The sequence below is a fragment of the Tannerella serpentiformis genome, from assembly GCF_003033925.1.
In the GTDB taxonomy this organism is placed as follows: domain Bacteria; phylum Bacteroidota; class Bacteroidia; order Bacteroidales; family Tannerellaceae; genus Tannerella; species Tannerella serpentiformis.
This window is the reverse complement of record NZ_CP028365.1, coordinates 1,937,078-1,957,605: the sequence shown is the minus strand read 5'-3', so window position 1 is coordinate 1,957,605 and position 20,528 is coordinate 1,937,078. Positions and strand designations below refer to the sequence as shown.

Annotated in this window: 8 protein-coding genes and 2 pseudogenes; 1 reads left to right on the top strand and 9 read right to left on the bottom strand. The window is 55.4% G+C overall.

Annotated elements, in window-relative coordinates; genetic code table 11:
* Positions 1 to 217 precede the first annotated feature (217 nt).
* Both C7123_RS13625 and C7123_RS08190 read right to left on the bottom strand, forming a co-directional pair.
* Positions 218 to 1,417: pseudogene (locus tag C7123_RS13625) on the bottom strand (IgGFc-binding protein); the annotation flags it as partial.
* A 7-nt stretch (positions 1,418 to 1,424) separates the two neighbouring features.
* Entirely contained in the window at positions 1,425 to 1,937 is a 513-nt protein-coding gene (locus tag C7123_RS08190; RefSeq protein ID WP_038010487.1) for a hypothetical protein, read from the bottom strand.
* Positions 1,938 to 2,806: 869 nt separating this feature from the next.
* Between C7123_RS08190 and C7123_RS08185 the strand changes: the two genes are divergently transcribed.
* Positions 2,807 to 3,751, top strand: coding sequence for a DUF6261 family protein (locus tag C7123_RS08185; RefSeq protein ID WP_069174696.1), 945 nt, complete (start codon positions 2,807 to 2,809; stop codon positions 3,749 to 3,751).
* Between the two features lie 178 nt (positions 3,752 to 3,929).
* Here C7123_RS08185 and scpA read toward each other — a convergent pair whose 3' ends face one another.
* The 7 genes and pseudogenes from scpA to rplL all read right to left on the bottom strand — a co-directional run bounded on the left by scpA (position 3,930) and on the right by rplL (position 20,505).
* Positions 3,930 to 6,086 (bottom strand): methylmalonyl-CoA mutase, encoded by a 2,157-nt coding sequence (gene scpA / locus C7123_RS08180; protein ID WP_069174695.1) that lies wholly within the window; start codon positions 6,084 to 6,086, stop codon positions 3,930 to 3,932.
* A 12-nt stretch (positions 6,087 to 6,098) separates the two neighbouring features.
* Entirely contained in the window at positions 6,099 to 7,964 is a 1,866-nt protein-coding gene (mutA, locus tag C7123_RS08175; RefSeq protein ID WP_069174694.1) for a methylmalonyl-CoA mutase small subunit, read from the bottom strand.
* A gap of 80 nt (positions 7,965 to 8,044) precedes the next feature.
* The gene (locus C7123_RS08170; RefSeq protein ID WP_159049874.1) at positions 8,045 to 9,040 is read right to left on the bottom strand and encodes an HU domain-containing protein; all 996 of its coding nucleotides are present in this window, start codon (positions 9,038 to 9,040) and stop codon (positions 8,045 to 8,047) included.
* A 563-nt stretch (positions 9,041 to 9,603) separates the two neighbouring features.
* Positions 9,604 to 11,142 carry a helicase HerA-like domain-containing protein gene (locus C7123_RS08165; RefSeq protein WP_069174692.1) on the bottom strand — a complete coding sequence of 513 codons (1,539 nt, stop codon included), beginning with the start codon at positions 11,140 to 11,142 and terminating at the stop codon, positions 9,604 to 9,606.
* A gap of 237 nt (positions 11,143 to 11,379) precedes the next feature.
* A pseudogene (gene rpoC, locus C7123_RS08160) lies at positions 11,380 to 15,618 on the bottom strand (DNA-directed RNA polymerase subunit beta'); the annotation flags it as partial.
* A gap of 586 nt (positions 15,619 to 16,204) precedes the next feature.
* Positions 16,205 to 20,020 carry a DNA-directed RNA polymerase subunit beta gene (gene rpoB, locus C7123_RS08155; RefSeq protein WP_069174691.1) on the bottom strand — a complete coding sequence of 1,272 codons (3,816 nt, stop codon included), beginning with the start codon at positions 20,018 to 20,020 and terminating at the stop codon, positions 16,205 to 16,207.
* 110 nt (positions 20,021 to 20,130) lie between these two features.
* On the bottom strand, positions 20,131 to 20,505 hold the full coding sequence (gene rplL, locus C7123_RS08150; protein WP_037984117.1) for a 50S ribosomal protein L7/L12: 375 nt from the start codon (positions 20,503 to 20,505) through the stop codon (positions 20,131 to 20,133).
* Positions 20,506 to 20,528: the final 23 nt, after the last annotated feature.

Below are 20,528 nucleotides of genomic sequence, written 5' to 3'. Positions count from 1 at the left end.
GGAAATTCAATTCAGCCTTGAATTTGAACGAGCCATTGCAGTACGTCTGCCCATTCGCATTTTGGAAATGGACATCATTGATATAGAATGAAGGGTTCAGCTGCCGTAGGGATGATGCTGCCATGTAGTAGTAGGATATGAAAGATCCAAAGCCATATCCATAAACAATAAGGCCCTCTTCGTTGTCAAACAGATAAGAGGCCGAAGACTCCGTAAGCTGTAGGTTGTAGAATGACATACCGGAGCTCGGATTGTCATACCACGTACCGTTTTGACTACTCAAAAGCATCGTCTGTCCAGCCCCAATCTTAATGGTCGTTTTCTCTTTTGTCGCGGTAGGGGTCACGATCAATGCATAATGAGACGACAACCTATCTGAACCAAATGGTGCAATCAAGGCTGTTTGCACAGACTGCTCAACAGGAGGAATCCACACAAGCGATTCATCACCATTACCAACCGCACCATTATTGTAATTCATTCCCACCATGTAGGAGCAGACTTGCACTGGCTTATCACTCTCGATATAGCAGCCCTTATTAGCTAATGAAATCTGAAGCTCTACGAACTCTCCGGCGTTAAGTGTATAAGTCTGTTGAGCAGGTGTAGACGTTTTAGGGAGTACCGCCCCGGTCTGCGTAACCTTGGTGTTATTATGAGACGCAACAATCCTAATCAATTCAACACCTCTCAAGCTGACCGGTACAATAAACTTGGTACCCCAAGTTTCGGTGGAGGTCAATTGCTGGAAGATATTGTCACCACCACCATCTATCTGATGATAATTGTGGGCTGTGAAGTAGGCTATCGGATTGTTTGAGGTGATGTGACGTCCACTCAAATCTTGGCTCATGTTATCAGCTCGTCTGAAATAGACTTGCCCTTTTGAAAGGTGTGCCACATCATTTCCATTCTCGTAGACGATCGTGTTATCCTGAGTGGCTACAACCATGTAGTTGTCAGTAAAATTACTATTAACAGCAGCTCGCCCCAAATGATAATAATCGCTTCCCAGTGTGGGGACAGGCAACAAATTCGTCGCATCAGCCAATGCCGCATAGGTATTAAAGGCATACACCGTCACGGGAATATCATTGTCCGTTTGGATTCGGATAGACTTGCTGCTTATCCTCGTTTCAAGGGAGTAGGAGGCAGCTCTATCCTCTTGAGTCAGGGTGTAATTGAACGCGTCATTATCTGAGATTGAGAAGGGAACAACCTTGTTGTTCTCCGTAAACGTAATCCGACCCGTTACCGCTTGTTTGGCTACGATTCGCAACTGCAGATATACGCCATTCGATGGGGCGTTTGCATTATTACCGAACGTAATCCAGAAATCAGACCCTCGCGTCTCGACTTGCGCACCAAGAGAACACGCAAATACCAAGAGGAGGAATAGTGTAATTATTCGCTTCATACTCCGATCAATTTTGCTTTTTCAAATCCACGATCAATTGTTCTTCCTCTTTGCCGTACTTAAAGATCGACGTTAAGGTCATCGTATTCCCATTCACGCTATACGAATAGTCAAAAATGGCGCCCAAGCTGTTGATGGAGAACTGTCCGTCTCCCAACTTATACTCAAGCACTTCTTTCCGCCCATCCTCAAAATACATTTCCAACTCCTTGCTATTCATCATCCTCCATCTCTGAGGGCAAGGGATGAACGACTCCACCTTCTGACCGGCCGAATAGGTGCGCTCGGAGGAGACACCGTCGACGGTCTTTTTGACCTTCACCCGGTTGATGGTCCAGGTGCCAAGCAGATCACCATCGGATACTGCGGGGTTGGATAGCGGTGCCCGAAGGCTGGCCTCTCCATTCCGGCCACTGGCGTCCGGGCTGGAGGCCCAAGCGTCGTGGGATGGTGCTGCAAAAAACGTCGTGGCCGCAAGGGCCATAGCGAACGTCCTACCAGAAATTCTTCTCTTCTTCATTTTGTAACACTTTATTGATTTGGAATCTGCCCTGACGCCTCTGTTCGGGGCGCCAGCGCTTTTATCGTCGTTTTAGTTATTACGGTCGAGTTTACCCGTTCACGGGGGGCACTCTTTTGTTTGATAGTTGGGCCATGTTCAAGCGTAAATGCGCCGCAAAGGGGCGGAAAAGATTTCGCCTTCGCCAGCGGCTACGTTTTTTCACGGATCTCCAGCGTCATGCGTGGTGGATATTAGGGAAAAACGGGGCCATCAGCGCGATTTTCCCGCTTCGATTCCTCAAAAACGGATAACGCACTCCTGTTGCCATTCCAGCTCTACACGCCTACCTTTGCCCTCGCTAAGTCGGATAGGATTCACCGCAAAAAGTCGCTTGACAGGGTTGCTGGGTCGAAGGTGGCGTCAAAATGTCGCATGACGGGGCCGCTGGCACGCAGGCTTCCCGAAATGTCGCATGACGGGGCCGCTGGCACGCAGGCTTCCCAAAATGTCGCATGACGGCGCCGCTGGCACGCAGGCTCTCCAAAATGTCGCATGACGGCGCCGCTGGCACGCAGGCTTCCCAAAATGTCGCATGACGGCGCCGCTGGCACGCAGGCTTCCCTAAATGTCGCATGACGGGGCCGCTGGCACGCAGGCTCACCAAAATGTCGCATGACGGCGCCGCTGGCACGCAGGCTTCCCAAAATGTCGCATGACGGCGCCGCTGGCACACAGGCTTCCCAAAATGTCGCATGACGGCGTCGCTGGCACGCAGGCTCTCCAAAATGTCGCATGACGGCGCCGCTGGCACGCAGGCTTCCCAAAATGTCGCATGACGGGTCACCTATCCGATAAACAGAAAGAGATACACTAATAATCTATAGGAAATGAATGAGAACAGTAAGGACCTTCCATGGGTCGAGAAAATTGAGCCAAGCAACAGCGGGATTTTCACCCTATCGTTGCATGTAGAGTACCAGAACGAACAGTATGCGCGGGTCAAGGCTTTTGACCAGACGAAGCTGAAGCTGCCCGCTGGGCTGATGGCGGCCTGGGACGGCAGGCGTGAGAAAGAGATTCAGGTCAACAAAACAGTGACGGAATCGGCTTACACCAAGCGGTTGGAGGAGGCCGACAAGAAGCGCGATAAGGTGTTGACCTTCATCTTCACCTCGGTGCGCAGCCAGAGGCTCTCCCCCACCGAAGCGGTGGCCGAAGCAGCGGAACGTATCGCACGCACCTTGAAGCCTTACGGGGGTTCGCAGATCGCCGCTTTTGACGAAGAGACGGCCAACATCCGCGGACTGCTGGAGGATCTGAGCAAGCAGACGACTGACGTGACCGCCCTCGGACTGACCGACGCCGTCACCCGACTGGGGGCGCTGAACACGGAGTTTATCAACCTGCGAGCCGAGCGCCGCGTGGAGTCGCCCGAGGGTGATCTGCCCAACTCGAGAGTCGTACGGGCGGAGACGGATGCGGCCTACGAGACGGTCTGCTGCTACATCGAGGCGGCCTTCCTCTATGCCGCCACCGACGAGGATCGCAAGGCCATCGCCAACTTGATCAAAGAGCTGAACAAGACCACGGCGGCCTACAAGACGACGCATCGCATGAAGGCTGCGCAACGCAAGCCCAAGGATCCGAAGGATCCCAAGCTGCCCAAGGAGCCTAAGCCGAACACGCCCAAGCCCGACGATAAGCCGGACATCAAGCACCCGGAGGAGGGGCCTAAAAAGCCCGATCCGAAGAAGCCCGAAGAGGGCGGCGGCAAGAAGCCTGAAGGCGGCGGTACGGGTGGCGATCCGGATATCCGTCTGCCGGAGGAGTAATTGATTGCGCGCGTCCCCCCCCGGGCGGTTGGGGCGCCGCATACAAAAAGAAAACAGGGGCGAACATCCCATCGCGGGGGTTCGTCCCTGTTTCGTTATAGTCGTGGAGCGTGGGGAGAGGAGAGAGGGCGCTCCCCCCTCGACTCCACCTTCAGCGCATTTTCTGCGCCGATGCCGTTTACTTATTCTCTTCCCCTAAGAGGATCTCCAGAATCTGGCAGGCAGCCTTGGCCACGGAGGTTCCGGGGCCATAGATGGCGGCCACACCGGCCTTGTAGAGGAAGTCGTAGTCCTGCGCGGGGATCACACCGCCGGCGATCACGAGGATATCCGGACGGCCGAGCTTCTTCAGCTCTTCGATCACCTGCGGCACGAGCGTCTTATGACCTGCAGCCAGCGACGATACGCCGAGCACATGCACGTCGTTTTCGACCGCCTCACGCGCAGCCTCGGCCGGCGTCTGGAAGAGCGGACCCATGTCCACGTCGAAACCGCAGTCGGCATAGCCCGTGGCTACGACTTTGGCGCCGCGGTCGTGTCCGTCCTGGCCCATCTTGGCGATCATGATACGCGGCTGACGGCCTTCCTTCTTGGCGAACTTCTCGGCCAATTCGCAGGCACGCTGGAAGTCGCTGTCGTTCTTTGTCTCTGATGAATACACGCCTGATATGGTTCTAATGATTGCTTTATAACGTCCCACTACGGCCTCGCACGCGTCGGAGATTTCACCCAGCGAAGCGCGCAGTCCGGCGGCCTTAACGGCCAATGCCAGCAGGTTGCCCTTCTTCGTCCGGACGCACTCGGTGATGTCAGCCAGCGCCTTCTGTACGGCGGCCTCGTCACGCTCGGCACGCAACTCCTTCAGGCGGGCTTCCTGCTCCTCACGCACGGCGCGGTTGTCCACCTCGAGGATGTCGATCGGGGCTTCCTTAGCCAAGCGGTACTTGTTCACACCGACAATCGTCTGCACGCCCGAGTCAATGCGAGCCTGCGTACGTGCGGCGGCTTCCTCGATACGCATTTTCGGCAGACCCGTCTCAATGGCCTTGGCCATGCCGCCCATGCTTTCGATTTCCTTGATCAGCGCCCAGCCCTTGTGCACGAGCTCGTTCGTCAGCGTCTCCACGTAGTAGGAACCGGCCCAGGGGTCGATCTCCTTGCAGATCTGCGTCTCCTCTTGGATGTAGATCTGCGTGTTACGGGCGATACGAGCGGAGAAGTCCGTCGGCAAGGCGATGGCCTCGTCGAGGGCGTTCGTGTGGAGCGACTGGGTATGTCCGAGCGTAGCGGCCATGGCCTCGATACAGGTACGGCCGACGTTGTTGAACGGATCCTGCTCCGTGAGCGACCAACCCGACGTCTGGCTGTGTGTACGCAGCGCCAACGATTTGGGATTCTTTGCGCCGAAGCTCTTCACGATCTTGGCCCAGAGCATACGCGCAGCGCGCATCTTGGCGATCTCCATGAAGTGGTTCATACCGATGGCCCAGAAGAAGGAGAGACGCGGAGCGAAGGCGTCGACGTCGATACCGGCGTTGATACCTGCGCGGAGGTACTCCATACCGTCCGAGAGGGTGTAAGCCATCTCAATGTCGGCCGTAGCGCCCGCCTCCTGCATGTGATAGCCGGAGATAGAGATGGAGTTGAACTTGGGCATGTTCTGCGAGGTGTACTCGAAGATGTCGGCAATAATGCGCATTGAAAATTCGGGCGGATAGATGTAGGTGTTACGCACCATGAACTCCTTGAGGATGTCGTTCTGGATCGTTCCCTGCATCTCCTCGAGCTTAGCCCCCTGCTCCAGACCGGCGTTGATGTAGAACGCGAGGACGGGCAACACGGCGCCGTTCATGGTCATGGATACGGACATTTTGCTCAAGGGAATACCATCGAAGAGCACCTTCATGTCCTCCAGCGAGCAGATCGACACACCAGCTTTACCTACGTCGCCCACCACGCGGGGGTTGTCAGCATTGTAGCCGCGGTGCGTCGGAAGGTCGAAGGCTACAGAGAGACCTTTCTGACCCGAAGCGAGGTTACGGCGATAGAAGGCGTTCGACTCCTCGGCCGTGGAGAATCCGGCGTACTGACGGATGGTCCAAGGGCGCATGGCGTACATACCGCTATACGGGCCGCGCAGGTAGGGGGGCAGACCGGAAGCGTAGTGCAGGTGCTCCATGCCGTCGAGGTCTTCTTTCGTGTATACGGATTTCACCTGAATGTGTTCAGGCGTTTTCCAGTCGGCAGTGATGCCGTTGGACTTTGCCCAAGCCGTCGCATCCGTAGCGACAAAGCCGGCTGACTTGATATCTATGTTTCTAAAGTTCGGTCTCATAAGATCTTTCCATCAAAGAAGTTTCGCGTTAAACATCTGCAAGGTCTCCAGCACGTTCGATTTCACGTGAATGAAATTTTCGATGCCGGCAGCTTTCAATTCCTCCATGCAAGCAGGCGCACCTGCCACCACAAACAATTCCTTGCCGTCGATCAGCTTGAAAGCTTCAGGGGCATGAACGGCATACTCGTCGTCGCTCGAGCAGAGCACGATGATGTCGGCCTTCTTCTCGCGAGCGGCCTTCACACCAGCCTCCACGGTCTCGAAACCAAGGTTATCGATGATCTCGTAGCCTGCGCAGGCGAAGAAGTTGGACGAGAACTGCGAGCGTGCCAGACGCATGGCCAGGTTGCCAATGGTCAGCATGAACACTTTCGGGCGCTTGCCGCTGTGCTCCGTGGCCAGACGCAGGGTTTCAAACTCCGATGCACCGCGAGAGAAGTCGAGCTTCTCGATCGAGGCGTCTTTGCTGCAACCGCATCCGTGGCCGGTGCCCTCTTCTTTCTTCTCGATCTTGTCGCCAGACATCTCCGTGAAGTTCGGGAAGATGTTCGTGCCCAGCAGACTGATGCGACGCGTGGCAACGAGCTTCTTGCGTGCCTTGTTCGATTCGTTGATGGCCTTCTGCACTTCGCCCGTGTTGGCTACGGCGGCAAATCCGCCCTTATCCTCTACCTCGAGGAAGAGCTTCCATGCGGCGTCAGCCATCGACTGCGTCAGCACTTCTACGTAATAGGAACCCGCTGCGGGGTCAACCACCTTGTCGAAGTGGCACTCTTCCTTGAGCAAGAGCTGCTGATTGCGTGCGATACGTTCCGAAAATTCGTCGGGCGTCTTGAATACGCTGTCGTACGGCAGGACAGTGATGGAGTCAACGCCTGCGATGGCGGCTGACATCGTCTCCGTCTGCGTGCGGAGCAGGTTTACGTAGGCGTCGAACACGGTCATGTTCCACATCGACGAGCGAGCATGGACGCGGATCTTGCAGGCGCAGTCGCACGAGGGGTTGTAGGCCTTGACGATCTCGGCCCAGAGCCAGCGTGCGGCGCGGAACTTGGCCATCTCTAAGAAGTAGTTCGACGAGATACCGAAATTGAATTTGATCTTCTTCGCCACCTTCTCTGCGGGCACACCGGCCTCGCTCAGTTTGGCGATCAAATCGTTACCCCAAGCCAGCGCATAGCCTAGCTCTTGGGTGATGTACGAACCGGCGTCGTTGAGGTTGACGGCGTTGACGGCCAGCACGCGATAGCCCGGCAGAGCTTCGGCGGCGTTCACCACAGCGACAGCTTCCTGCACCCAAGCGCCTGTCAAAGCCACACCCTTAACGAGGGGCTTCTTGAGCGGATCGTAAGCCACGGAGCCTACGACCTCGTCGAGGTTGACGCCCTTGGCCTTGAAATAGTCAGCGAGGATGCTGATCAGATCCGTCACGCGATGGTTGCAGGTGCGGAAATTGAGTTCTACAGCCACCGGATCGATGCCGTCGAGCAACGTGGCGATGTTCGCAGCGTCGATGAGGGTACTCTTTACATTGAAACCGAGGGCCGTGACGCCACTCTCTGCGATGAGGCGTTTGGCTTTCTCGTTTGCCGCCGCACAATCGTCGACGGCGAGGTCCTGACGGACCAACCACGTGTTGCAGACTTTCGTACCGCGCACGTAGGGGAACTCTCCGGGCAACGAGGTGGCGGTGGCCAGTCCTTCGATGTCTTCGGCGCGATAAAACGGATTCACATTGAATCCTTCGCCCGTTTTCCAAACCAGTTTCTTCTCGAACGGCACGCCCTTTAGATCGGCTGTGATCTTGGCCATCCACTCTTCGGTGGTGACGGGCGGGAACTCCGAGAACAGTTTCTCTTTTGCTGCTTCTGCCATAAATTTCTTCGTTTTACTGTGTAAAAAAATGACTGTATTGTATTCCTCACTTTTTGGGGGAGAGGAAGAGGATCTATGCTTTAAGGTCCGACGATGAGCCAGGCTGTTTCAAACTTGGGATTCTTTCGCCACCGCGCCAGCTCGGCCTCCGCCTCTTTCCGATCCGTATAATCGCCGATTATCACGCGGATCTTGCGGACCACTCCGTTCATCCGGATTCGAGCTCGAGCCCGATCAGCGGGCGTTAGCTTCGAGACAAGCTGCTCAGCGGCTTCGAGACGATCCAGACTGGCGATGACGATCCTATATCTCTTTTTCTCTGCTGCTTTTTGAGTCTTCGTTTGCCCCTCCCCTTCCGGCTGAATCTCTGGGACAGGCGCGGGCGGTGCGGCGGGCGTTTTTTCGCTCAGATCGTGGAGCAATTCAGAGGGGACAAAGCCGGCGGTATAGGCTGATCGATCCACCTCCTTCACGGGTGTGGACACCGTAAAATAGAAGGCGCATGCGACGGCGGCTACGGCGGCCGTCTGTCCCACCACACGCAGGGCGGCGGGGAGATGCGCCTTTACACTCTCAGGGATCAGGCGACGTGTGACGGGTATCGAATCGGGAACAGTAGGTTGGTTGATCGGCTGGGCCTCGGACGGTTCGGGGATGAGCGGCGGCATATAAAATAAAGGTAGACCGTAAGAACCGATGCCATAAAGGGGCGTTCGATCGATAGGATCAAAGAGGAGCGCACCGTCATCGTTGCGACGGAGCGTTCCGATAGCGTCCAATCGGAGGATGCCCTCCTCGTCGAGCTGGGCCAGCAGGGCGCTGACGTCGTGCCGGATAGCCTGTTGCGCCTCGTTGAAATCCATGCCGTACATCTCCATATACGACTCGGCCAGCAGGCCGTCGTTATGGGTGAGCGTGGGATTAAAAACGATTTCTTTTCGGGCGGGAAGGAAGGCACATTCCCGGGTTTTGTGGACGGCAGCATGCCGCCGGAGGATGAAGCCTCCGAAATCCGGGATTATTACGCAATCATTAACAAGGAGGATGCGTTCGATATGTAGCGGGATTCGTAGCACGAGCGCAAAAGTATTTTTTTTTCGGAATTGCGGAGATGCCGAACGGGACGCATTTGAAAGTACGGAAGGGCCTCCAGCGCTGTTCAAATCCACATTTTCCCCATGAAAATGCCCATCGACAGTGTAGATCGAGGCTTTCCAAATCCGAAATGCCGAATCGACAGTGTAGATCGGTATTTTTCAAGTCTGAAATGCCCCATCGACAGTGTAGGTCGGCGTTTTTCAAGTCCGAAATGCCCCATCGACAGTGTAGATCGAGGCTTTCCAAATCCGAAATGCCGGATCGACAGTGTAGGTCGGCGTTTTTCAAGTCTGAAATGCCCCATCGACAGTGTAGATCGAGGCTTTCCAAATCCGAAATGCCGAATCGACAGTGTAGGTTGGCGTTTTTCAAGTCTGAAATGCCCCATCGACAGTGTAGATCGAGGCTTTCCAAATCCGAAATGCCCCATCGACAGTGTAGGTTGGCGTTTTTCAAGTCTGAAAAGCCGGATTGACAGTGTAGGTCGGTATTCCCCCCAAAAAGAAGACCCGCACATCGGTATGATATGCGGGCCTTATGGCTATTTCAGGAGCGATCCCAGCAGGCCGCGACCGAATTTGAAGAGGAGATTGATCACCTCACGCTTGGCTTTGGTGGAGGCCATTTTGGTGAGGCTTCCCGTGAGGCTGTTGTCCTTCTCGCGCTGGCGCTGGCGTTCGAGGCGCTCTCGCTCGACACGCTCGGCCCGTTCGCGACGCTCTTGCTCCTTTTGTTGACGCAGCTCCTCCTTTTCGCGGAGGGCGTCGGCTTGCTCACGGCTGGCGCGCTCCATGCGAGCGGTGAGGAGTTCGAAGGCCGATTCGTTGTCGACCGCTTGGTCATACTTGCCCAAGAAGGGCGACGACTGAATCACGGCCCGACGCTCGTCTGCGGTGAGGGCGCCGGCGCGGCCCTCAGGCGGGATGATGACAGCGCGCTCGACGATGGATGGCCGTCCGGCGGCGTCGAGGAAGGAGACGAGCGCCTCGCCCACGCCAAGCTCTGTGATGGCTGTGCGCGCATCAAAAGCGGGATTGGGGCGGAAGGTGGAGGCGGCCGTCGAGACGGCTTTCTGGTCGCGCGGGGTGAAGGCACGCAGGGCATGCTGCACACGGTTGCCGAGCTGACCGAGAACAGTGTCGGGGATGTCGGCCGGATTTTGTGTGCAGAAATAGATGCCCACGCCTTTGGAGCGGATGAGCCGGACCACCTGTTCGACCTTTTCGAGCAGCGAGGGAGCTATGCCATTGAAGAGCAGGTGGGCTTCGTCGAAGAAGAAGACGAGGCGCGGCCGGTCGAGGTCGCCCACCTCGGGCAGGCGCTCAAAAAGCTCGGAAAGGAGGTAGAGGAGGAAGGTGGTATAGAGCTTCGGGGAGCGCATGAGGCGTTCGGCCTCGAGGATGTGGATGACGCCGCGGCCGTCGCGTGGCTGGAGGAAGTCGAGGATGTCGAAGGCCGGTTCGCCGAAGAAATGGTCGGCGCCTTGCTCCTCAAGCGCCAGCAGTCCACGCTGTATGGCGCCGATGGTGGCCACGGAGATATTGCCGTAGGCCGTGGTGTAGCGGGTGCGCTCTTGGCCGATGTGCTCCAACATTTTGCGGAGGTCTTTGAGGTCAAGCAGCAGGAGTTGCTCGTCGTCCGCGATGCGGAAGGCGATCGAGAGGACGTTGCTTTGGATGTCGTTCAAGTCGAGCAGCTGGCTGAGGAGCAGCGGTCCCATCTCGGAGATGGTGGTGCGCAGCGGATGACCGGCCTCGCCGAAGATGTCCCAGAGGCAGACGGGTGAGGCGGCGTAGGCAAAGCCTCGTTCGGCAAGGTGGTGCGCGTCCACGCTGCGTTGCAGGGCGGCGTTACCACCGCCCGGGCGGGCCACTCCGGAGAGATCGCCCTTGATGTCGGTGGCAAAGACAGGGACACCCATGCGACTGAATGTCTCGGCCATGTTTTGCAGCGTGCAAGTCTTGCCCGTGCCTGTGGCACCGGCGATGAGGCCATGCCTATTAGCCATCTGCGGGAGAAGGCAGACGTCGCCCCCTCCCGCAGTTACGGCTATGCATGCTCTGTTTTGGTTGTCAAGCATGAGGTGATGGATTGTTATAAGTAAGGAGAGCTTCTGAGAAGTAGTTACGAGTTACAAGTCGCCGGATAGGCTGCCTGTAACTCGTAACGTGTGCGCTTACGGCTCCACGATAGCGTCGGAGGTCAGAACGACCGTCTCGGACTCGACCACAGGTGCGGGGGCAGGCGCCGGGGCGGCTTTCTTCTTCTTCGTCTTGCGTGGTGCAGGCGTCTCAAGGGTTTCGCCCAGCTCGGCCAGCTCGCGTTCGGCAACAATGCGATCGAAGTCGTCCTTGGCGCCAACGATGAGTCGATCGAACTCGCGGCGGCCCGTTCCGGCGGGGATCAAGTGTCCGCAGATGACGTTCTCCTTCAGTCCCTCGAGACGGTCAGACTTACCGCTGATGGCGGCCTCGTTGAGCACCTTGGTTGTCTCCTGGAAGGAGGCGGCGGACATGAAGCTGGACGTCTGAAGTGCGGCGCGGGTGATACCCTGAAGGATCTGGATCGTTGTCGCTGGTTTCGCGTCACGAGCCTCGACGAGCTTTTTGTCGCGGCGCTTGAGCGAACTGTTCTCGTCGCGGAGCTTACGCGCGGTGACGATCTGTCCAGCGTTGAGCGTATCCGACTCGCCCGGATCAGTCACCACCTTCTTGCCCCACATGCGATCATTCTCCTCCATGACGTCGATCTTATCGACAAGCTGTTGCTCGAGGAAACGCGTGTCGCCCGCATCGGCAATCTCCACCTTGCGCATCATCTGGCGTACGATCACCTCGAAATGCTTGTCGTTGATCTTCACGCCCTGCAAACGATAGACGTCTTGCACCTCGTTGACGATGTACTCTTGCACGGCCGTGGGGCCCTTGATGGAGAGAATATCGGACGGGGTGATGGCACCGTCAGAGAGTGGCATACCGGCGCGGACATAGTCGTTTTCCTGCACCAGAAGCTGCTTGGAGAGCGGCACCATGTACTTCTTCGTTTCGCCGAGCTTGGAGGTGACCATGACTTCGCGATTGCCTCGCTTGATCTTACCGAAGCTGACCTCACCGTCGATTTCAGACACTACGGCCGGGTTGGACGGGTTACGCGCCTCGAAGAGCTCCGTGACACGCGGCAGACCACCGGTGATGTCGCCCGTCTTACCGACGGCGCGCGGAATCTTTACGAGCACCTCGCCCGTCTTGATCAGGTCGCCATCCTCCTTGATCACGTGAGCACCCAACGGCAGCGCATAGTTTTTAAGCGTCGTACCCTCGTCGCTGACTACGTGCGCCACGGGAACCTTCGTTTTGTCTTTCGACTCGATGATGATCTTCTCCTTCAAGCCCGTGGTTTCGTCGCTTTCCACCTTGTAGGTGATGTTCTCTTCCATGCTTTCGAACGTGATCCGTCCGGCGGCCTCGGAGACGATAACGGCATTGAAGGGGTCCCATTCGATGATCTTGTCGCCCTTCTTCACAGTGGCGCCGTTGTCGAAGAAGATCTTCGAACCGTAGGGGATGTTGTGGTTATGCAACACAATCTTCGTGTTCGGGTCTACGATGCGCAATTCGGCCAGACGGCTGACTACGATCTTGCAGCCATCGCTCTCAGAGTCTACCACGCGCAGCTCATCGATCTCCAGCACACCGTCGTACTTGGAGATGAGGCTGTTTTCGGTAGCGATGTTCGAGGCGATACCACCGACGTGGAATGTACGCAGTGTAAGCTGTGTACCCGGCTCACCGATGGACTGAGCGGCGATGACGCCGACCACTTCACCCTTCTGCACCATGCGACCCGTAGAGAGATTGCGGCCGTAGCACTTGGCACAGACACCCTTCTTCGATTCGCACGTAAGCACGGAGCGAATCTCGACACTTTCGATCGGCGATTCCTGGATCTCCATGGCTTCCTTCTCGCGAATCTCTTCACCCGAGTGGACGATGATTTTACCCGTGATCGGGTGAACGACATCATGCACAGATACGCGGCCTAGGATACGTTCGTAGAGCGAGGCGATGACGTCTTCATTGTTCTTCAATTCCGTGCAGACGAGGCCGCGCAGCGTACCGCAGTCTTCCTCGTTGATGATCACGTCGTGCGAGACGTCCACAAGTCGACGCGTCAGGTATCCGGCGTCGGCTGTCTTGAGGGCAGTGTCGGCCAAACCTTTTCGGGCACCGTGGGTGGAGATGAAGTACTCCAACACGGAGAGTCCCTCTTTGAAGTTCGAAAGGATCGGGTTCTCGATGATCTGACCGCCGTCGCTACCGCTCTTCTGCGGCTTGGCCATCAGACCACGCATGCCCGAAAGCTGACGGATCTGCTCTTTCGATCCACGAGCACCGGAATCCATCATCATGTAGATGGAGTTGAAGCCGTCGTTGTCCGAACTGAGCTGATCGATGAGCGTCTTGGAGAGCTTACTGTTGACGTGCGTCCAAGTGTCGATGATCTGGTTGTAACGCTCGTTGTTGGTGATGAAGCCCATGTTGTAGTTGGACGTGATCTGCTCCACTTCGTCGTATCCCTCCTTGACGATGCTGTCCTTTTCGGGCGGGATAAGCACGTCGGCTAGGTTGAACGACAGGCCACCCTTGAAGGCCATGTAATAACCGAGGTTCTTGATGTCGTCGAGGAACTGTGCCGTACGGGCCACGCCGCAGGTCTTGATCACGTTGCCGATGATGTCGCGCAGAGCTTTCTTACCCCAAACCTCATTGACGTAACCCACTTCTTCGGGTACGAACTCGTTGACCATGAGTCGGCCCACGGAGGTCTCGACCATGTGACGGACGGGGTTTCCTTCGGCGTCGCGGTCGTTGACATAGACCTTGATCGGGGCGTGGATGTCGAGCTTCTTTTCGTTGTAAGCGATGCGTGCCTCCTCGGGCCCGTAGAAGATGAGCCCTTCGCCGCGGGTGCCTTTACGGAGCTTGGTGATGTAATAGAGTCCGAGCACCATGTCTTGCGAGGGCACGGTGATGGGGGCGCCGTTGGCAGGGTTGAGGATGTTATGCGAAGCGAGCATGAGCATCTGCGCTTCGAGCACGGCCTCGTTGCCCAGCGGCAGATGGACAGCCATCTGGTCACCGTCGAAGTCGGCGTTGAAAGCGGTACAGGCCAAGGGGTGGAGCTGAATGGCTTTCCCCTCGATCATCTTCGGCTGGAAGGCCTGGATACCGAGGCGGTGAAGCGTCGGAGCACGGTTGAGGAGCACGGGATGACCCTTCATGACGTATTCAAGGATGTCCCACACGACGGGCTCTTTGCGGTCGACGATCTTCTTGGCCGACTTGACCGTCTTCACGATGCCACGCTCGATGAGCTTACGGATGATGAACGGCTTATAGAGTTCGGCGGCCATATCCTTGGGCAGACCGCATTCGTGCATCTTCAGCTCGGGGCCAACGACGATGACGGAGCGTGCGGAGTAGTCGACACGTTTACCGAGCAAGTTCTGGCGGAAGCGTCCCTGCTTACCCTTCAGACTATCGGAGAGAGATTTGAGGAGGCGGTTGGCGTCCGTCTTGACGGCGCTCGACTTACGCGAGTTGTCGAAGAGCGAATCGACGGCCTCTTGGAGCATGCGCTTCTCGTTGCGGAGAATGACTTCCGGGGCGCGGATGTCGATGAGCCGTTTGAGACGGTTGTTGCGGATGATGACACGACGATAGAGGTCGTTCAAGTCAGAGGTGGCGAAGCGTCCACCATCGAGCGGAACGAGCGGACGCAGCTCGGGCGGAATGACGGGCACGACTTTGATGATCATCCACTCCGGACGGTTGCGCCCCTTTGACGCACGGAAAGCCTCGACCACCTGCAGGCGCTTCAGGGCTTCGTTCTTGCGCTGTTGCGAGGTGTCGGTCATGGCGTGGTGGCGCAGGTCGTAAGAGAGGGTGTCGAGATCGATGCGCGTCAAGAGGTCATAGATCGCCTCGGCGCCGATCTTGGCGATGAACTTGTTCGGGTCCGTATCCTCGAGCATTTGGTTTTCCTTCGGCAGGGTGTCGAGGATGTTCAGGTATTCCTCTTCGGAGAGGAGGTCCATATCATTCACATTTTCAGCCTCACCGGTCTGGATAACTACGTAACGCTCATAGTAGATGATCGAATCCAGCTTCTTGGTTGGCAGGCCAAGCAGATAGCCGATCTTGTTGGGCAATGAGCGGAAATACCAAATGTGAGCCACGGGAACGACGAGCTGTATATGTCCCGAACGCTCTCGCCGCACCTTCTTTTCCGTCACCTCGACCCCGCAACGGTCGCAGACGATGCCTTTGTAGCGGATGCGTTTGTATTTTCCGCAATAGCATTCGTAGTTCTTCACCGGACCGAAGATGCGCTCGCAGAACAGTCCGTCGCGTTCGGGCTTGTACGTGCGGTAATTGATCGTCTCGGGCTTGAGAATCTCACCGTAGGAGTTCTCCAAAATCTCCTCCGGTGAAGCCAGTCCGATCGTGATCTTCGTGAAATCCGTCTTTATCTTATTCTCTCTCCTAAAAGCCATAATCCTCTTCTATTATATAGTCGTATTTGTATCGCGATGGGTCGCATGAAATGGGGTGAAACTGAATTTCCTCGAGTGTTTGGGCCTTCCGTAGGTCTACGAACATCTCCTGCAAGTTGCAGGGGATCACTGTAGGTCTACGAACATCTCCCGCAAGTTGCAGGAGACCTTCCGTAGGTGTACGAACATCTCCCGCAGATTGCAGGAGACCTTCCGTAGGTGTACGAACATCTCCCGCAGATTGCAGGAGACCTTCCGTAGGTGTACGAACATCTCCCGCAGATTGCAGGAGATCACCGTCGGTTGGCGAACATCTCCCGCAAGTTGCAGGAGATCACCGTCAGTTGGCGAACATCTCCCGCAAGTTGCAGGAGATCACCGTCGGTTGGCGAACATCTCCCGCAAGTTGCAGGAGATCAACCGTCGGTTGGCGAACATCTCCCGCAGATTGCAGGGGATCACCGTCAGTTGGCGAACATCTCCCGCAGATTGCAGGAGTCTGCTGTGCCCCCTGCTATTCGTCCCTATGAACAAGGGAAAGCGAGGGGTGTGCCCTCTCTTCCGCCCTGATTCATGCGCTGTATCTTTAATCTAATGTGAGGCTCAAGCAGAGCCCTTTGAGTTCATGGAGCAACACGTTGAGCGACTCCGGAATGCCCGGTGTCGGCATGTTGTCGCCTTTCACGATGGCCTCGTAGGCTTTCGAGCGGCCCACGACATCGTCCGACTTCACGGTCAAAATCTCCTGCAAGATGTGCGCAGCGCCAAAGGCCTCGATGGCCCAGACCTCCATCTCTCCGAAGCGCTGTCCACCGAACTGGGCTTTACCGCCGAGTGGCTGCTGTGTGATCAGAGAGTACGGTCCGATGGAGCGAGCGTGCATCTTGTCGTCCACCATGTGGCCGAGCTTGAGGAAGTACGTCACGCCCACGGTGGCTGGCTGGTCGAAGCGTTCGCCCGTGCCGCCATCGTAGAGATACGTCTTGCCATAGCGAGGAATGCCTGCTTTGTCCGTCCATTCGTTCAAGTCGTCGATCGAAGCGCCGTCGAAAATCGGTGTAGCAAACTTCACGTCGAGCGTCTTTCCAGCCCATCCGAGGACGGCCTCGAAGATCTGCCCGAGGTTCATTCGCGAAGGCACACCCAGCGGGTTGAGACAGATGTCCACCGGTGTACCATCCTCGAGGAAAGGCATGTCCTCTTGGCGCACAATCTTCGACACGATACCCTTATTTCCGTGACGACCGGCCATTTTGTCACCCACCTGGATCTTACGTTTCTTGGCGATGTAGACCTTCGCAATCTGCACAATGCCGGTCGGCAGCTCGTCGCCCACGGTGAGGTCGAACTTCTTTCGCCTAAGCTCCGAATCCAGCTCCTTGTATTTCTTGAGGTAATTCACGATCAGCTGCTTGATTAGCTCGTTTTTGGCTGCATCCGTTGTCCACTTGCTGACTTGGATCGCGTTGTAGTCCAGCTCCTCGAGCATCTTGCGCGAGAACTTCACACCGCGGGGTATGACCTCCGTATTCAGATAGTCCTTCACGCCCTGCGAGGTCTTTCCGTTCGTCAGCGATTGCAGTTTATCGACCAGCGAGGTCTTCAGCTGCGCCAATTTCTCCTCATATTCCTCGTCGATCTTGGGCAGTATAGCCTTGTCAGCCAAGCGTGACGAGGCGCGCTTTTTCACCATCTTCGAGAAGAGGTTCGTCCGAATCACCACGCCTCGTAATGACGGTGTAGCCTTCAGCGAAGCGTCCTTCACGTCGCCCGCCTTATCGCCGAAGATGGCGCGCAGCAGCTTCTCCTCCGGTGTCGGATCCGACTCTCCCTTCGGCGTGATCTTCCCGATCAGGATGTCACCCGGCTTCACGTGCGCACCGACGCGGATAATGCCGCGTTCATCTAAGTCCTTAATTGCATCCTCGCTGACGTTCGGAATATCGGAGGTCAACTCCTCCATACCGCGCTTCGTTTCACGCACCTCGAGGATGTATTCGTCCACATGCACCGAGGTGAAGAAGTCCTCCCGAACCATGCGTTCGTTCAGCACCACGGCGTCCTCATAGTTGTATCCCTTCCACGGCATGTAAGCCACTTTCACGTTCCGTCCCAGCGCCAATTCGCCATTCTGCGTGGAGTAGCCTTCTGTCAGAATGTCACCCTTCTTCACTCGTTGTCCAGGATGACAAATGGGCCGCAAATCGACCGTCGTACTCTGGTTCGTCTTCCGCCACTTGGGGATGTTGTAAGTCTTAATTGCATCCTCGAAACTGATGAATTCTTCTTCCTCAGTCCGGTCGTATTTGATCTTTATGCAGGTCGCATCTACGAACACAATCTCGCCCTCTCTTTCGGCAATCACCTGCGTTCGCGAGTCGCGTGCCACCTGTCCCTCAATACCCGTTCCCACGATCGGCGCATCGGTGCGGATCAACGGCACAGCCTGGCGCATCATGTTCGATCCCATCAGCGCTCGGTTCGCGTCGTCATGTTCCAAGAAGGGGATCAGTCCAGCAGCAATCGATGCGATCTGTGTCGGAGAGACGTCCATCAGACTCACCTTATCCGGCTCCACTACAGGGAAGTCTGCTTCATAGCGCGCCTTAACGCGGTCGAGCAAAAAGTGACCGTCGTCATCCAGCGGCGTATTCCCTTGTGCTACGATCTTGTTCTCCTCTTCCTCTGCGGTGTAATAGGTTATGGCGTCTTCCGAGAAGTCCACCTTTCCGTCCTCAACCTTTCGATAAGGTGTAGCGATGAATCCGAGGTCATTGATCTTGGCATACACACACAGCGACGAGATCAGTCCGATGTTCGGACCTTCTGGTGTCTCGATGGGGCACAGACGGCCATAGTGCGTATAGTGCACGTCGCGAACCTCGAATCCGGCGCGTTCACGCGACAATCCACCCGGTCCCAGAGCAGACAAACGGCGCTTATGCGTAATCTCAGCCAACGGATTCGTCTGATCCATAAACTGCGACAAAGCGTTCGTTCCGAAGAACGAATTGACGACAGACGAGATCGTCTTAGCATTGATCAGGTCAATCGGAGTAAAGACCTCATTATCGCGTACGTTCATTCGTTCGCGCACTGTACGCGCCATACGTGCCAACCCGACACCAAATTGATTGTACAGCTGCTCACCCACCGTACGCACACGACGATTACTCAAGTGGTCAATATCATCAACAACCGCCTTGGAGTTGATCAGCTCGATGAGGTATTTGATGATTTCGATGATGTCCTCCTTCGTCAACACCTTTGTGTCCACCGCTGTCGACAAATTCAATTTGCGATTGATCCGGAAGCGCCCCACATCGCCCAAATCATAGCGTTTCTCGGAAAAGAACAGATTCGTAATGACCTCTCTGGCACTTGCCTCATCCGCCGGATCAGCATTACGCAACTGACGATAGATGTACAACACAGCTTCCTTCTCCGAATTACTCGGATCCTTTTGCAGCGTATTGTAGATGATCGCGTAGTCTGACAGATTTTGGTCTCCACGATGGAGCAACACATACTGTGCACCCGAATCCACGATGGTGTTGATGTTGTCCTCATCCAGCTCAGCCTCACGGTCAATCACTACATCGTTTCGCTCTATCGAAACCACCTCACCTGTGTCTTCATCCACAAAGTCCTCAACCCAAGTCTTCAACACACGAGCCGCCAATTTGCGCCCGATAAATTTCTTCAGATTGGCCTTAGACACCTTCACCTCTTCGGCCAAATGGAATATCTCCAAGATGTCTTTATCGCTCTCGTAGCCTATGGCGCGAAGTAAAGTCGTAACAGGCAGTTTCTTCTTTCGATCGATGTAGGCATACATGACATTATTAATGTCTGTAGCAAATTCAATCCATGAGCCCTTGAATGGGATAATTCGAGCTGAATAGAGTTTCGTCCCATTAGCGTGAACACTCTGACCAAAAAAGACGCCTGGCGAACGATGTAACTGAGAAACGACCACTCGTTCTGCACCATTAATAACAAACGTTCCCCGCTCCGTCATATACGGAATCGGCCCTAAATAAACGTCCTGAATGACCGTATCAAAATCTTCATGCTCCGGATCCGTACAATACAATTTCAGTTTTGCCTTTAGAGGGACGCTATACGTCAGTCCACGTGCAATGCATTCGTCAATCGAATAACGAGGCGGATCTACATAATAATCCAAGAACTCCAACACGAAATTATTTCGCGTATCCGCTATGGGGAAGTTCTCAGAAAACACTTTATACAACCCTTCCTTCTTCCTCCTCTCTGGAGGCGTATCGAGTTGCAAAAAGTCTTGGAACGACTTTAACTGTACTTCGAGAAAGTCCGGATAGGGTAGAAACTTTTTTATCGAAGCGAAATTTATTCTCTGGACTTGGGCTGTTGAAGACATCTTCTATTGAACGAGTTTATTCTGAACTTATGAGATAGACACAAAAAGGTTAAGTATCCCCACACATAGGGGAGACTTAACCATATTACCTGATAAACAGGAGATAGAGACTATTTAAGCTCAACTTCAGCCCCAGCCTCTTCTAACCTCTTCTTCAAATCTTCAGCCTCGGCTTTCGCTGCACCTTCCTTTACATTATTGGGAGCACCATCAACCAAGTCCTTAGCTTCCTTCAAGCCCAGACCGGTAAGTTCCTTCACCAATTTAACGACAGCCAACTTATTAGCACCTGCAGCCTTCAATACCACGTCAAACGAGGTCTTCTCTTCAACAGCTGCAGCACCTTCAGCCGGTCCTGCAGCAACAGCTACAGCAGCAGCTGCGGGCTCGATGCCATATTCGTCTTTCAATATCGTCGTCAGTTCGCTAACTTCCTTTACGGTGAGGTTCACTAATTGCTCTGCTAAAGCTTTCAAATCTGCCATTTTCTTATGATTTAATCGATTAT

What these genes read in the sequence shown, in the direction of transcription:
- C7123_RS08165 (WP_069174692.1), bottom strand. Translation starts at nt 11,142, where the DNA reads ATGCTTGACAACCAAAACAGAGCATGCATAGCCGTAACTGCGGGAGGG.
- rpoB (WP_069174691.1), bottom strand. Translation starts at nt 20,020, where the DNA reads ATGTCTTCAACAGCCCAAGTCCAGAGAATAAATTTCGCTTCGATAAAA.
- mutA (WP_069174694.1), bottom strand. Translation starts at nt 7,964, where the DNA reads ATGGCAGAAGCAGCAAAAGAGAAACTGTTCTCGGAGTTCCCGCCCGTC.
- rplL (WP_037984117.1), bottom strand. Translation starts at nt 20,505, where the DNA reads ATGGCAGATTTGAAAGCTTTAGCAGAGCAATTAGTGAACCTCACCGTA.
- C7123_RS08185 (WP_069174696.1), top strand. Translation starts at nt 2,807, where the DNA reads ATGAATGAGAACAGTAAGGACCTTCCATGGGTCGAGAAAATTGAGCCA.
- C7123_RS08190 (WP_038010487.1), bottom strand. Translation starts at nt 1,937, where the DNA reads ATGAAGAAGAGAAGAATTTCTGGTAGGACGTTCGCTATGGCCCTTGCG.
- scpA (WP_069174695.1), bottom strand. Translation starts at nt 6,086, where the DNA reads ATGAGACCGAACTTTAGAAACATAGATATCAAGTCAGCCGGCTTTGTC.